Annotated in this window: 13 protein-coding genes; 7 read left to right on the forward strand and 6 right to left on the reverse strand. The window is 73.2% G+C overall.

Annotated elements, in window-relative coordinates:
• The first annotated feature begins 240 nt into the window (after nt 1-240).
• Nucleotides 241-1,449 carry a serine hydrolase domain-containing protein gene (locus ACFVHO_RS17325; protein ID WP_385714645.1) on the forward strand — a complete coding sequence of 403 codons (1,209 nt, stop codon included), beginning with the start codon at nt 241-243 and terminating at the stop codon, nt 1,447-1,449.
• 3 nt (nt 1,450-1,452) lie between these two features.
• On the opposite strand, the gene ACFVHO_RS17330 is transcribed toward ACFVHO_RS17325, so the two are convergent.
• The 4 genes from ACFVHO_RS17330 to ACFVHO_RS17345 form a co-directional block, all read right to left on the reverse strand.
• A complete protein-coding gene (locus ACFVHO_RS17330) occupies nt 1,453-2,289 on the reverse strand; it encodes a pentapeptide repeat-containing protein (RefSeq protein ID WP_385714647.1) in 837 nt (278 codons plus the stop codon).
• Between the two features lie 68 nt (nt 2,290-2,357).
• Nucleotides 2,358-2,612, reverse strand: a complete 255-nt coding sequence (locus ACFVHO_RS17335; RefSeq protein ID WP_385714650.1) for a hypothetical protein — start codon at nt 2,610-2,612, stop codon at nt 2,358-2,360.
• An 85-nt stretch (nt 2,613-2,697) separates the two neighbouring features.
• A complete protein-coding gene (locus ACFVHO_RS17340) occupies nt 2,698-3,408 on the reverse strand; it encodes a hypothetical protein (protein WP_385714653.1) in 711 nt (236 codons plus the stop codon).
• Complete coding sequence (locus tag ACFVHO_RS17345; RefSeq protein WP_385714656.1) at nt 3,405-3,980, reverse strand: RNA polymerase sigma factor; 576 nt, start codon at nt 3,978-3,980, stop codon at nt 3,405-3,407. The genes ACFVHO_RS17340 and ACFVHO_RS17345 overlap by 4 nt, the downstream gene beginning before the upstream one ends.
• Before the next feature lie 267 nt (nt 3,981-4,247).
• On the opposite strand from ACFVHO_RS17345, the gene ACFVHO_RS17350 reads away from it, so the two are divergent.
• Together ACFVHO_RS17350 and ACFVHO_RS17355 are read left to right on the forward strand one after the other, a co-directional pair.
• The gene (locus ACFVHO_RS17350) at nt 4,248-5,540 is read left to right on the forward strand and encodes a TolB family protein (protein WP_385714658.1); all 1,293 of its coding nucleotides are present in this window, start codon (nt 4,248-4,250) and stop codon (nt 5,538-5,540) included.
• A 170-nt stretch (nt 5,541-5,710) separates the two neighbouring features.
• Complete coding sequence (locus tag ACFVHO_RS17355) at nt 5,711-6,058, forward strand: hypothetical protein (protein WP_385714661.1); 348 nt, start codon at nt 5,711-5,713, stop codon at nt 6,056-6,058.
• A gap of 49 nt (nt 6,059-6,107) precedes the next feature.
• On the opposite strand, the gene ACFVHO_RS17360 is transcribed toward ACFVHO_RS17355, so the two are convergent.
• Nucleotides 6,108-8,039 carry an SMI1/KNR4 family protein gene (locus tag ACFVHO_RS17360; protein WP_385714664.1) on the reverse strand — a complete coding sequence of 644 codons (1,932 nt, stop codon included), beginning with the start codon at nt 8,037-8,039 and terminating at the stop codon, nt 6,108-6,110.
• 264 nt (nt 8,040-8,303) lie between these two features.
• Here ACFVHO_RS17360 and ACFVHO_RS17365 point away from each other — a divergent pair, with 264 nt between their 5' ends.
• The 4 genes from ACFVHO_RS17365 (at nt 8,304) to thrS (ending at nt 13,531) form a co-directional block, all read left to right on the forward strand.
• Nucleotides 8,304-9,746 carry a cytochrome P450 gene (locus tag ACFVHO_RS17365; protein WP_385714666.1) on the forward strand — a complete coding sequence of 481 codons (1,443 nt, stop codon included), beginning with the start codon at nt 8,304-8,306 and terminating at the stop codon, nt 9,744-9,746.
• Nucleotides 9,736-11,055, forward strand: coding sequence for an FAD-dependent oxidoreductase (locus ACFVHO_RS17370; RefSeq protein ID WP_385714669.1), 1,320 nt, complete (start codon nt 9,736-9,738; stop codon nt 11,053-11,055). Before ACFVHO_RS17365 ends, ACFVHO_RS17370 begins: the two co-directional genes overlap by 11 nt.
• Complete coding sequence (locus tag ACFVHO_RS17375) at nt 11,052-12,053, forward strand: hypothetical protein (RefSeq protein ID WP_385714672.1); 1,002 nt, start codon at nt 11,052-11,054, stop codon at nt 12,051-12,053. Before ACFVHO_RS17370 ends, ACFVHO_RS17375 begins: the two co-directional genes overlap by 4 nt.
• A 236-nt stretch (nt 12,054-12,289) precedes the next feature.
• Nucleotides 12,290-13,531 carry a threonine--tRNA ligase gene (gene thrS / locus ACFVHO_RS17380; RefSeq protein ID WP_385714675.1) on the forward strand — a complete coding sequence of 414 codons (1,242 nt, stop codon included), beginning with the start codon at nt 12,290-12,292 and terminating at the stop codon, nt 13,529-13,531.
• A 14-nt stretch (nt 13,532-13,545) separates the two neighbouring features.
• Here thrS and ACFVHO_RS17385 read toward each other — a convergent pair whose 3' ends face one another.
• On the reverse strand, nt 13,546-13,983 hold the full coding sequence (locus ACFVHO_RS17385) for a nuclear transport factor 2 family protein (protein WP_385714678.1): 438 nt from the start codon (nt 13,981-13,983) through the stop codon (nt 13,546-13,548).
• Nucleotides 13,984-13,992: the final 9 nt, after the last annotated feature.

Here is a 13,992-nt window from a genome sequence, read left to right on the forward strand (position 1 = left end):
CGCTCGGCACCCGGCCGGGGCGGAACGTGCCGGTCGTTCCCGGTAGTTGACACGAAAGAGGGGGGCAGGCCCCAGCCTCGATGGTCCGGTGTGCCCCAGTGACCCGGGGCCGCCGGGTGCGTGAAGCTGATCGGCATGCCGATGAGAGCCCACCCCGTCAGCGGGCGCGCAGAGTCCACCGTCCGACGCGTTCACCGCCGTCGCCGTGTCCGGCTGCTCGCGGCGTCATCCTTGCTCGCCGTGACCGGCCTCGTCGCCACGCTCGGCCAGCCGGGACAGGCGCTCGCGCGTACGGACGGCACCCACACCCAGCAGCGCGCCCAACTGGAGCGACTGGCGCAGAAGTTGGTGGCCGCCGGTGCGCCCGGTGTGATCGTGCGGGTCGACGACGGGGGCCGCGGCCGGCCGGTCGAGGTCGTCGAGCAGGCGCCGTGGGCCGGCGCCGAGCATCGGCTCCGGGGCGGGGACGAGTTCCGGATGGGGTCCAACACCAAGACCATGATGGCGACCCTCGTCCTGCAGCTGGTCGGCGAGGGCAAGCTCGCCCTGACCGACCCGGTGGAGAAGTGGCTGCCCGGCCGGATCCCCCACGGCGACGCCATCACCCTGCGCATGCTCCTCAACCACACCAGCGGCCTCGGCGACTACACAGAAGCCCCCGAACTCCTGCCGTCGATCCTCGGCAAGGACCAGCGGCGCTGGACGTCGGAGCAACTGCTCGCCGTGGGCGTGAAGCGCGACCGGCCCTTCCCGCCGGGCGCCAGATGGTCGTACAGCAACACCAACTACGTCGCGATCGGCGCCCTCCTGGAGCGGGTCACCGGAAAGAGCCTGGCCGCACTGGTCCGGGACCGGATCACCCGGCCGCTCGGCCTCAAGCACACGTACTACGCCACGGACTCCTCCTGGCGCGGCCCGCACGCCCGCGGCTACGAACCCGACGCCGCGCACATGCCGCCGGGCGTGCCGCCCGAGTACAGGGAGTACGCCGGAGTGGCGCGCGAGGGCCATGTGGACGTCTCCGGGAACTCGCCCTTATGGGGCGGCGCGGCCGGTGCCGTGGTGTCGACCGCCCGGGACTGGGGCCGGTTCTACCACGCGCTGATGTCGGGCGAGCTGCTGCCCGCCGCCCAGCTGGCCCAGATGCGCACCACCGTGCCGGTCGTCCCGGACCGCCCGGACGGGCCCGGCGGCGGACTCGGCATCCAGACCTTCGCGAGCCCCTGCGGCACGGTGTGGGCCCACGAGGGCGGCATCCCCGGCTACTTGAGCACCAACGTCACCGACTCCACCGGCGAGCGCACGGCGACCGTCCTCATCTCGACGGAGGCCTTCGCCGAGCACCCGAACGCCTTCCCGAAGATCAACGAGGTGTCCCACGAGCTTCAGGTCACCGCGATGTGCACCATGTTCGACAAGCCGGTGCCGCCCGAGACCCCCACCGGCTGATCGTCAAGGGCGCGCCGGGGCCCAGTGCCCGGGGCGCTCCAGGGGGCTCGACACCTTCGTCCGCGCGTCGCCGCGCGCGGCGTTGAGCTGCGGCTGCGTGAGGAAGAGCGCGCCCGTGAGGTCGGCCCCGCACAGGTTCGTGTCCCGCATGTCCGCGCCGATGAGGTCGGCGTCGCGCAGGTCGGCGTCCGTCAGGTCGGCGGCGATGAGCAGGGCGCCGCGCAGGCTGGCGCCCCGCAGCCTCGCGCCGCGCAGGCGCTTGCCCATGAGGTTGGCGCCCCGGTGGTCCTTCTTGCGCCCCGGCACGGCCGACCGGGTCAGCTCGCTGGCCCGCAGCAGCAGCGGATTGACCTCACCGCGGAGCGCGTCCACGTCCACGCCGAGCAGCGTCTCGGGGGTGTCCCGGGTCAGCGCGTCGATCCGCGAGTACGCCCGGCGCAGCTCCCGGTGCACGGGGCGGGCCGCCGCCAGGTCCAGGGCCTGCGCGGTGTACTTCAGGAGCTCCTGGAGCTGCCGCACGACGGGGAAGACCTCGTACATCGTGCGGGCCGTGTCCGGCTCCTCCCGCCAGCCGATGCCCTTGAACGTCACCTGCGAGACCTTCTGCCCGGCGCCGAAGCAGTCGAAGACCGTACAGCCCTGGTAGCCCTTGTCGCGCAGCCGCTCGTGGATCCCGCAGCGGAAGTCGTCCTGGAGATTGCCGCACGGCGTACCGGCCGCCTTGTCCACCGGGAAGTCCGACGAACGGGAGAAGGGCAGCGCCACGCAGCACAGCCCGAAGCAGCTGCCGCAGTCGGCGCGCAGTTCGGGCTGGTCGGCGTGCGAGGTGCGCTCGGACAAGGTGGTGGCTCCTGGTGCTCTGGGCGCTGTGGTGTGCGGCGGGTGTATGGGTCGATTGTCCCCCGGCCTCAGAGGGGAAAGTCACCCCCGGTGATCACGGCGAGCGCGACGACGGTCGCCAGGGACACGAGGCGCCGGGCACCGCTGGAGACGCGCCCCCGCGGGGGCGTGCCGGTGCGAGGCCCGGCGTCATCGGCCCGGGGCCGCGATGCCTGTGGGGACACGTCCGCCACCTCGCGGCAGGTGCCGTCGGGGTGGACCAGGAACATGGCGCCCTGCTTGTCGGTGACCAGCTTCCCTAAAACGATCTTCTCTTCGGTCATGTGTCCTCCTCGGATGTGCTGATGCTTTTGGGTGTGCGGGGGCGAGAGGTGTGCGGAGGCGGGGGAGAGGGGCGGGGGAGGGCGGTCATCCGTCGGACTTGGAACTTCTGGTGCAGCCGCCGACCGGTTCGGCGGGCCATCGCGGCAGGCACACCAGGTTCCGGTCGCGCCGGTCGTGCGACAGATAGCGGCCCACGCAGTCCCCGGCCTCCGTGCGGCCGACGGACTTGCAGAACCTCAGTGCCTGGGTGCCGTCCCGGTAGGGGCCGGGCTCGTAGACGACCCAGTAGCCGGGGTGGAGCGAGGCGAAGTCGCTGCTGTCGAGCACTTGCGCGTACGGGACCGACCTGCGGATCGCCGCGAGGGTCCGGCGGGCGCTCTGCTCGCCCTCGTGATGCGCCACGGAGGCCAGCTGGGCGATCCACCGGGGCTTGAGGGGGTTCGACGGCGGCGGGACGGGGCTCGGTGCGGCGGACCCGGCCGGGGCCGGGGACCGCAGGTCGCGGGCCTGCCAGCCGACGGTGACGCAAGCCAGCGCGGCAGCTATGCCGAGGCTCGCCAGCCAGGTGCGGCGAGCGGGCCGGACCACCCGCGTCGGCGGCGGCGCCGGGACGTGACCGGTGGGGTGGAGCAGCACCACGGCCTCCGGCGCGGTGTCCGGCCCGGGCGGCTCCGCCGCGCGCAGCTCCCGCAGTTCACGTTCGATGTCGTCGGGGTGGTCCTCGTAGTGCTGGACCAGGGCGGCCCGCAGTTCGTCGATCCGGTCGGCTCGACGGTCGAGGTCGTGGGAATTCACTGGGATCCTCCCTTCATCCGGTGGGTCGGGCCGGGCAGTTCGGCCTCGGCGGCACGTCGGCGGAGCTTCTTCTTCGCGCGCCGCACGGAGGCGGAGACGGAAGCGGGCGCGATCCCGAGGGCCTCCGCGGTCTCGGCGCGGGACAGCCCCAGGTACTCGCGCAGGAGCAGCGCCCACCGCAGTTCCTCGGTGAGGGTGTTGATCTCCCGGAGCACCTCGGCGATCTCCAGGGCCCGGTCCGGGCCCAGCGTTCTGCTCACCGAGGTCCACTCCCCGCTGTCCTCGGGGAGTTCGCCCGCGGGCGCCCAGGGACTCCGCTGGGCGACGCGGACGGCGTCGATGGCCTTGCCCGACGCGATCCTGCGGAGCAGCGGCCAGGGCGAGGCGACGGGCCCGCCCTCGCGGAGGATCTGGAGGTAGCGCAGGAACGTGTCGTGGGAGATGGCGTCGACATCGGCTCCCGGTCCGGCCACCGTGTAGATCACGGAGCGCACTCCGGGCCGATACTTCTTGTACGTCTCGGTGAACAGGGCGTCCAGTTCGGGCCGGAGTGGAAGAGCACGGCGTATCACAGGGTGCCCACCCCTCGTCCGGGTCCACCCGAGCTCGCGGACAGTGCCGTTCCGAGCGTCTTGTGCGGCTTCGCTCATGTCTATAAAGCCGACAGCGACAGCGAAAAGGCGACAGCCCGGCCGGTGGAACCTCGGAGCGATCACGGACCGTCCCGGCCCCGTCGGGGGCGTACGCGTCCCGGCTCATTGACCGTCCGCCCGGTGTGCGCTTGCATCCCCGAGGGGCCCTGGCACCGGGCCGGGGCCCGTGCTCTGGGAGGGGTGCACATGGCCAAAACCGGCCCGCACAAGAGACGTGGCGGAGTCGTACGGACGGCGGGCGCGGGCGCGCTCGCCGTCTTACTGTCGGCCGGGGCGCTGCCCGCGGCCGTCGCCACACCCGCCGGAGCCCCGGCACCGGCGTCCCGAGGGCCCGCCGTGGCCGCCGGGACCACCCACCTGCTCAGCGTCGCCGCCGACGGCGGTCAGGCGGACGGCCCCTCCGGCCGACCCGTCGTCAGCGCCAACGGCCGTGTCGTCGCGTTCACTTCGGAGGCCACCAACCTCGTCGCGGGGGACACCAACAACCGGTCCGACCTCTTCGTACGGGACCTGCGCGGCGCCAGGACACAGCGCGTCGTCGACCCCCTCGGCGAGATCTCCTCGCCGACGCTCAGCGCGGACGGCCGGTACCTCGCCTACACCAGGCGTGACGACGAGGGCTCCGCCGTGATCGTCCGTGACCTGTGGAAGGGCGGGACCGAACGCGCCGACGTGGACCTCCCGATGCAGCACATCGACGGCCACGCACCGGCCATCTCCGCCGACGGCCGCACGGTCGCGTTCGCCGTCCTCGGCACCGACTCGGGACGCACCGGCGCCCAAGCGGTCTACCTGCGCGACCTGCGTGCTCAGCGCACCGAACTCGTCAGCTTCCCCGCCGAGTCCGACGAGACCTTCCTCGGCTTCCGCGCCCCGACCCTGAGCGCGGACGGGCAGCGCGTCGCCTACCAGTACGTGCACGGCGCCCCGCCGCGCGGCGACTGGTCCGACATCTACGTCCACGACCGTGCCACCGGCGGCGAGACCCAGATCGACACCCCCTACGACGGCGGCCCCGCCGACGGCGCGGCCACCAACCCGCTGTTCAGCGCCGACGGCTCCACCCTCGCCTTCGACTCCGGCGCCTCGAACCTGGTACCCGGCCGTGACCCGAACGACAGCCACAACCCCTTCGTGTGCGACCTGCGCACCGGCACCCTGGAACGGATCGACGCGGTGCTGCCCGGGCCCGAAGGCGTGCTGTCCGTGGACGGGGTGTCCGCCGACGGGTCGAAGCTGCTGCTCGACACCTGGCCGATCCTGACCGTCGAGGACGCCGAGTACGTCCGTGGCCTGCGCACCGGCACCAACGTCCTGGTCTCCCCCGACAAGGACGGACGGCCCGGCAACGCGATCGACGCGCGCACGGACGCCGCCGCGCGGACCGTCGTCTTCTCCGGGTTCGACAGCGCGAACTTCGTGGCGGGCGACACCAACGGGGTCGCGGACGTGTTCGTCTTCGTACGCAAGAAGCGGTAGCGCGGGCGGCAGCGGGCGAACCGTTCCTGTGGCAGGCCCGTGACGGGACGGCGGTCGGCATGTGATCTCCCCGGGCGATGCTCGACGGAGCGATCAGCGTGATGGCGGCGCGCGGCGGCGGGCGGCAGGGTCCGTTCGCCGCGGCGCGAGGTGAGGGGAGAGACGGGACCGTGAACATGCCCCAGGGGATTCCGCAGCGGCCGACGGGCAGCCCGCAGGCCCCCCGGACGACGTGGCATCTGATCGTCGAGCGGCACGAGACCGCGACCGGCGGCGGCTTCTGGGGCACCGACTTGCTGGGGGAGTGCGTCGGGACCCGGGAGCAGGCCCTGGCCATGTTGGAGGGCATGGCCCGCACCTACGTGCCCGAGCACCCCTGGAACCGGAGGCGGACCCAGCTCTACCGGACCGTCGACGGCTTCATGATGATCACGGAGGGTGTGCGCAGCAGCCGGCGGTGGACGTGCCGCTTCCTGGTGGCGGAGCTGCTCTGGGACACCGGGGCGCCGACGCCCTAGGCTCCCGGCGCCCGTGCGTCGCGGGACCGGGGGTTCACGCCTCGGACCGTCAGCCCTGGCGCCGGCCCACGGTGATCACCGTGTACGTCTCGCCCGGCACCGGCGGGCGCGTCCAGGAGCGGGTGCGGAACGTGTGCAGGCGGCCGTGGTCGAGGGCGAACCGGGGGAGCGTGACACCGAACGTCGCCCCGACGGCCTCCAGCGCGGCGGCCTCGCCGAGCCCCTCCCGATACCGGCCGCCGTCCCGGACCTCGGGGAAGAGACGCTCCGGCTCCAGCTCCCGCGGTATCTCCCCGGAGCGCTCGCACCGCTCGCCGAAGACCGTGAACGCGTACCGCTGCACGCCGCGCTCCGCGACGGACAGGTGGAACAGCGCGCCCCTCTCGAACGAGTCGGGCTCGGCCCAGACCACCACCGCGCGGCCGTGCCGGGCCGCGGCGACGGCAGGAGAGACGAACCGCACGTCGTGGAACGGCTGCGGCTCCCGGTCGATCGCGAAGCTCCAGCCGTCCCCGGCCCGGCCGACCGCGACCAGCGCCTCGTCGTCGTACGAGGACGACACCCCGTCCGTCCGCTGCGTCCGGCGCGCGTCCCACCCCCGCATCGGCACCCGGAGCGGCGCGCCCTCCTCGGCGCCGACGAGGGCGGGCAGGGCGGCGGGCTCCACGCCTTCCACGAGGACGAAGCGGTACGCCTCACGGCGGCCGCTGCCCGGGGCGTGCTCCGCGAGCCACGCGAGGCCCTGCGGATCCTGGTCGACCGCCGCCGGGACGACACCGGTCGCCTCCTCGCCCCGGGGTGTGGACAGGAGCACCCGGCCCCGCTCCGGCGTGAGCAGCGGGCCGAGCAGCGGGTCGGCGAGGAGGCCGACCGGGGCGAGGTGGTCGGGCCCCAGCGGGCGCCACTCGGGCAGCGCGGCGAGCAGGGTCCGCCAGGCCGCGTCCGTCTCGCCCCAGCGGGCCTGCTCCCGGGCCGTGCGCACCGCGTCGCCGAACGGTCCCCGCGGCACGTACGCGTACGTGCCCTCCCGCAACTGGTGCAGCACCTCGCCCTCCAGCGCACGCGTCTCGTCCGGTCCGCCGCGCAGATGGGCCGCGTACGCGCCGTCGGCCTCCCAGGCCCGCCCCCTGTGCTCGGTCTCCTCGGCGATCAGCGCGGGCAGCAGCTCCGGCGCGTACACGGGGTCGCCCGCGAGGCCGTCGAAGTTGTGGGCGTACCGGTCGCCGAGGAGCCATCTGATCTGGTCCCGCAGGGCCCGGGCGCGGGGCCTGCCGAACTCCCCCGCCTCCGTGAGCACCGCCTCCGCCGGCTCGTACGCCCCGCGCAGCGCGTCCTGCCGTGCCTGTGCCACGCGCGCGTCCCACTCCTGCGTCGTGGCGTTCACGAACTCCGGCCGGTCGTCCTCTCTCGCCCGCAGGCTGTGGAACTCCCGGTAGGCGTCCCGCATGAACTCCCGGAAGGACGCGTGCCGTTCCGGCGGGCTGCCCAGCCAGGGCGCCCACGTGTACAGCGCCCATTCGCCGTGCTCGTCCACGTCCTCCGGGTCGAGGAGCACGGCCACGGCGTCGGAGTCCACGGCCAGTTCGAGTGCCCGGGTCCAGATCGTGGCCTCCAGGACCTCTTCCCGCGTCGAGTCCTCGGTCAGCTCCTCCTGGAAGATCTCGGCGAGCCCCGCGTCGTCCTCGTACCAGCGGGCGTCCGCGGTGCCCGCGAGCCGCCACACGAATCCGCCCGCGTGCCGCCAGCCGTCGGTGACCTCCAGGAACGTGCGGTACGACGGGGGCAGCCGATGCCCGAGACGCTCTTCGAGGGCCTCGACGCGCGCGGGCGGTGCGGGCGGGAAGCCCAACCAGCGGGCGCGGCGCGCCTCTTCGTCGTCCGCCTCCAACTCCTCGTCGGGAGCACAGGAGTCCGCCCACTCCTCGCTCCACCGTGTGAGGAATCGCCGCCAGTCGTCGTGCGCGTCAGCCGTCTCAGTCATGGGTGCGATCGTCGCACCCGGCACTGACAACGCCAGCTGACCAGCCCTTTCACCGCGTCCACGAAGCCCGTCGGGGTGCGGGACCCGGCAGGCGTACGGAAGTGCGGAAGGAGCGATTCTGTATGCCGGGTGCTCCGGCCGTGCCGACGCGGCCGCCCTGCACCGGCGCCGATCGGTGCGCCCCACGGGGCGCCTTGTTGCCGTTGCACGGGGTGAGTTGAGTGGGATGTCTGTCCTTCGGCGGGAGGGGCAGGGGAGGGAAGCATGTCCAGTCGGCCCTTCACCACCGGTACGGTTCCCGGCGCACTGCCCGGCCTCGGGCACATCTGGCCCCTGATGCGCCGGCCCATCGAGTTCCTGACCTCGCTCCCGAACCACGGCGACCTGGTGGAGATCAGGCTCGGCCCGACGCGGGTGTACGTCCCGTGCCACCCCGAATTGCTGCGGCAGACCCTCACCGACGACCGCACCTTCGACAAGGGCGGCAAATACTACGACAGGGCGCGGGCCATGGCCGGGAACGGCGTGGCCACCTGCGCGCACCAGGACCACCGGCGGCAACGACGGCTGCTCCAGCCCGCGTTCCACCCGTCGCGCCTGGAGGCCTACGCGACGACCATGGAGCAGGAGGTGAAGGCGCTCACCGACTCCTGGGGCGACGCCGAGGTCATCGACGCCTATCCCGTGCTCTACGCCCTCGCCCTGCGGACCGTGACGCGCACGCTCTTCTCGACCCGCGTCACCGACGAGGTCGTCACGGACATCCAGCACTCCTTCGACATCGCGTTCAGCGGATTCTTCCGGCAGATGTTCATGCCCCCGGCCCTGCTGCGCCTGCCGCTGCCCGCGAACCTCCGCCACCGACGTGCCCTGCGGAACCTCAACGACATCGTGGACCGCGTGCTGCGGGACGCGACGGCGGGGGAGAACAGGGAGCACGGGGACGACGGGGGCGACGGGAAGGGCAGGGACGACGCCGCGCGGAACGTCCTCTCGGTGCTGCTCGCGTCCCGGGGGAGCGCTGCCGGTGCGGACACGGGCGACGCCGACGCGGGAGCGGCCGGGGCCGACGCGGGAACCACCGACGCCGAGATCCACGACCAGGTCGTCACCGTACTGGCGGCAGGCAGCGAGACCGTGGCGTCCACCCTCACCTGGGCGCTGTACCTGCTGTCCCGGAACCCGGCGGCGCAGCGACGGCTCCAGGAGGAGGTCGACTCCGTGCTCGGCGGCCGACCGGCCCGCTGGGAGGACCTCCCGCGCCTGGCCCACACCCACCGCGTCATCACGGAGACGATCCGCCTGTATCCCCCCGGGTGGCTGTTCACCCGGGTCACGACGAAGGACGTCGTCCTGGCGGGACGGCACCTGACGGCGGGCACCACGGTCGTCATCAGTCCGGTCCCCGTGCACCGCAACACCGGCATCTTCCGGCGGGCCGCCGACTTCGACCCCGACCGGTGGCTGCCGGAGCGCACCTCCGCGCTGCCGCGCGGGGCGTTCGCCGGATTCGGCACCGGACCGCGCAAGTGCATCGGGGACACCTTCGGCGTCGCCGAGTGCGCCTTCGCCCTCACCGCGGTCGCGAACCACTGGTCCGTCGGCTGCGCGCCGGGGGCGGACATCCGACCGGTGCCGCTCGCGGCCTTCTACCGCCCCCGCAGGCTCCGCCTGGAGCTGAACCGGCGTTCCCGCCATGACGCCTGAGGGAACCGGGCGCGCCCTCGTCGTCGGCGGCGGCTACGCGGGCCTCGTCACCGCCCGTGTCCTCGCCGACCGCTTCGACGAGGTGACCGTCCTGGAGCAGGACCACGTCACCGCCGCACCGGAGCACCGCCGCGGCACCCCGCAGAGCCGTCACCCGCACGCGCTCCTGGCCCGTGGGGCGGACCTCCTCGAGGGCCTCTTCCCGGGGCTGCGCGCCGAACTCCGGGAAGCGGGCGCCCCGGTGTCCGACTTCGGGCAGTTCCCGATGCTGTACCCGGCCGGATGGTCGCCGCGCGTCCGCACGGGCCTCGCCCTGCAGACCTTCAGCCGCCCGTTGCTTGAGGCCGCGATACGACGGCGCGTCCTCGCGCATCCGCGGGTCCGCCTGCTCGACCGGACCCGAGCGGAGCGCGTGGTCCTCAACGACGCGCGGGACCGCGTCATCGGCGTGCGGACCACAGGGGACGCGCTGCGCCCCGCCGACCTGGTCGTCGTCACCACCGGCCGCAACTCGCGCCTCCCCGCCGGTCTTTCCACTGCCGGCCTTCCCGCACCCGACGTGCTCCGCGTCGACGGGAAACTCTCGTACACCTCGCGCGTCTACCGGCGGGACACCGCGTCGCCGCCCGACTGGCAGGCGTCCCTGCAGGCCACCCTCGCCCCGACGGCGAGGCGCGGCGGCACCGTCGTCGCGCTGGAGGACGACCGCTGGCTGGTGTGCCTGTTCGGCGCGGACGGACAGTCCGCCCCCACGGATCCGGCGGGGTTCGCCGCGTACGCGGACTCGCTCGCGAACCCCCACATCAAGGACGTCGTCACCCGCGCCGAGCCGCTGGGCTCCATCTACCGGTACGGCGGCCTCGGCGGCCAGTGGCGCCGCTACGACCGGATCCGGCCCTGGCCCGGCGGCCTCGCGGTGCTCGGCGACGCCCTCTGCGTGCTCAACCCCCTGTACGGCCACGGCATGACCGTCGCCGTACAGCAAGCCGTCCTCCTGGCCCGCGAGCTCGACGCCCACGGACCGGCCGACGCCTGCGCGCGCTTCCAGCGCCGCTCCGCCCGGACCCTGCTCCTGCCCTGGTACCTGTCGACCAGCCTGGACCTGGGCTGGCGGCCCGAGGGCGCCTCCGTCCAGGCCCTGCTCGCCCGCCGCTATCTGGCGCGGCTGCTGCGTCGCATCCCGGACGACCCCGAGCTGTACCGGCGGTTCCTGGCCGTGCAGCACATGACGGCGTCCCCGCTGACGCTGCTCGTGCCGTCCGCACGGGGACCGTCCGCACGGGCCAGAAGGGGCGGTGAGCGGTCATGACACTCCCGCACGACGACCTGGACTCGCTGCGGATCTTCCCCGGCCCCGACCACCTGCTGTATCAACTGCCGTCCCGCACCGAGCCGGACGACCACCGCCTGGACGACCTGGTCGGGCACTGGGCCGATGCGTGCGGCCTGCTGCCGGACGCGACGGCCCACGACCGGCTCGGCGACGCCGCCGTGGCCGACCTCATCACGCACTGCTACCCGGGACTCCGACCGGACCGAGCCGCCCCGCTGGCGGGCTGGATCTCCTGGCTCTTCGTCATCGACGACTACTACGACCGCCTCAACGTCCGGGGCGAGGAGCACCCCGACGCCCTCACCCAGGAGATCATCGACGCCCTGCCCGTGGAACCGGAGAGCCGGACCCGCCACCACGACGCTCCGCTCGCCCGCGAGCTCGCCCGCCTCTGGCGGCACATCGCCCCTCAACTGAGCCGCTGGTGGCGCATGCGGTTCGCCACGCACGTCGCGCACTTCCTGACGGCCTTCCGGTATGAGCGCATGCATCGGCAGGAGGGCCTGCCGCCCGGACTCGCCGCGTACGCCGAGCTGCGCCGCGCGTCGAGTTCGGTCACCGCGTGCCTGGACCTCCTGGAGTACGCGACGGGCCAGGAGGTCCCGGCGCTGCTCCACGAGACCCGCCACCTGCGGACGATGTTCGGCAAGGCCACCGATGTCGTCGCGTGGGTCAACGACGTCGTCTCCCTGAAGAAGGAACTGGGCATCGGCGACACGAACAACGGGATCATGGTCGTGCGCCGGGAGCTCGACCTGGACACCCAGGGCGCCATCGACCACGTCTACCGGAGCGTCGCCCGCGACATCGAGGAATTCCTCGACGCGGAGGCCGAGTTGTGGCGCATGTGCAAGCACTGGACCGGCGTCACCGAGGCCGAGCGGTCCGCACTCGCCCTTCTGTCCGACGGCATGAAGGCCTGGATGCGGGGGAACCTCGACTGGTCGGTGCGCGCCAACCGCTACGCCGCCTGAGGGCGCCCGCCCCTCGGGGAGCCGCCGCGCCACCCCGCCTGAGCGCCCGAAACAGCCGAGCCGCGTCACCCGGGTCTCTGTTACGGTGACCGGCATGAAGCGCGCCGCAGTGACGACGACGCCGGAGAGAGTCCCGGCGCGCTGACAGCTGATCTGACGCGAAGCCCCGGGGCGAGTGCCCCGGGGCTTCGTCGTGCGGCCCGGTCACTCGCTCCGCCACCCGTGAGGAGCCCCCCATGACCACCGCCCACGACCACCGCAGGCTCGGCCGCGAGCTCGGCCTCTTCGACACCGACCCGCTGATCGGCGCGGGCCTGCCGTACTGGCTGCCCGACGGCGCGACCGTACGGCACGCCTTGGAGGAGTACATCCGCGCCGCCGAACGCCGGGCGGGGTACCGGCACGTGTACTCGCCGGTGCTCGGCAAACGCGAGCTGTACGAGATCTCCGGGCACTGGTCGCACTACAGCGACGACATGTTCCCGCCGCTCGACCTCGGCGGCGAGCAGGTCGTGCTGCGGCCGAGCCTGTGCCCGCACCACGCCGTGATGTACCGCTCCCGGTCCCACAGCTACCGGGAACTGCCGCTGCGCATGGCCGAGTTGGGCGGCATGTACCGCGCGGAGCTGTCGGGCGTCCTCGGCGGCCTGACCCGGGTGCGGGCCATCCAGCTCAACGACGCGCACATCTTCTGCACCCTCGACCAGGTCGAGCGGGAGGCGCGCGGCGCGCTTGACATGATCCGCGACGCCTACCGGGCGCTCGGCATCACCCCCGCCCGCTACCGGCTCTCACTGCCGGGCGCCGGCGGGAAGTACGTCGCGGCGCCCGAGCTGTGGCAGCGCGCCACCGCCCTGTTGACCGAGGTCCTCGACCGCTCCGGGCTGCCCTACGAGGCGGTCGAGGGCGAGGCCGCGTTCTACGGCCCGAAGATCGACGTCCAGGTCGCCGACAGCGCGGGCCGCGAGTCCACCCTGTCCACCGTCCAGGTCGACTTCCACCAGCCCGAGCGCTTCGACCTGCACTACATCGGCCCGGACGGCGCCAAGCACCGCCCGGTCATGGTCCATCGCAGCATCATCGGCAGCGTGGAGCGAGCCGTCGCCCATCTCATCGAGCAGCACGGCGGCGCCTTCCCGGCCTGGCTCGCCCCCACCCAGCTGGTCGTCCTGCCGATCTCCGGGAGCGAGGTGCCGAACGCCGAGGCGATCGCCCGGCGCTGCGCCGACCTCGGCCTGCGCGCCGAGGTCGCCGGACCGGAGCGCGGCAGCCTGGGCGCCCGGATCAGGGAGGCCCGCCTGGTCCCGTACCAAGCCGTCGTCGGCGCGAAGGAAGCCGCCGACGACCACGTCGCCCTGCGGCTGCGGGACGGCCGCCGCCTCGATCCACGCCCCGTGGCCGACGTCCTCGCCCGCGTCGGCGCGCTCGTCGAGGCCAACAGCACCGACTTGTGGGAGGAGGGGGACGGTGGTTCCTAGCACCCGCGGCTCGTTCAGCTCATCAGCTCGGGCGCGAAGTAGTCCCGCAACCGCGCGATCTTCCCGTCGCGGACACGGAAGATCTGCACGAGGGAGACGGTCACGTCCGCCCCGCCGCGGCTTCCGTCCTCGCCCCCGTCTCCGTCTCCGTCGAAGACCGTGTCGATCTCGGCGATGAACACATCGGGATCGGCGGTGGTGTGCAGCACGAACCCGGACTTCTCCAGGTTCGGCGCACGCTGGTCCTTCGCCTGCCGTTCGTAGTACGCCGCCATCACGTCGCGGATCTCGTCGCGCCCCACCATCCGCCTGGGGAACGCGGAGTCGAGGGGCATGAGCGGCAGCTCGAAGACGCCGTCCGGGGTGAAGTTCTCGGCGAGGGCGTCGGCGTCCCGGGACATCGCACCGGCGTGGACGTAGCTCTGGAAGATCTGCTGCGGTGTCCGGGACACGTGGGTCTC

This window comes from Streptomyces sp. NPDC127108, assembly GCF_042677545.1.
In the GTDB taxonomy this organism is placed as follows: Bacteria; Actinomycetota; Actinomycetes; order Streptomycetales; family Streptomycetaceae; genus Streptomyces.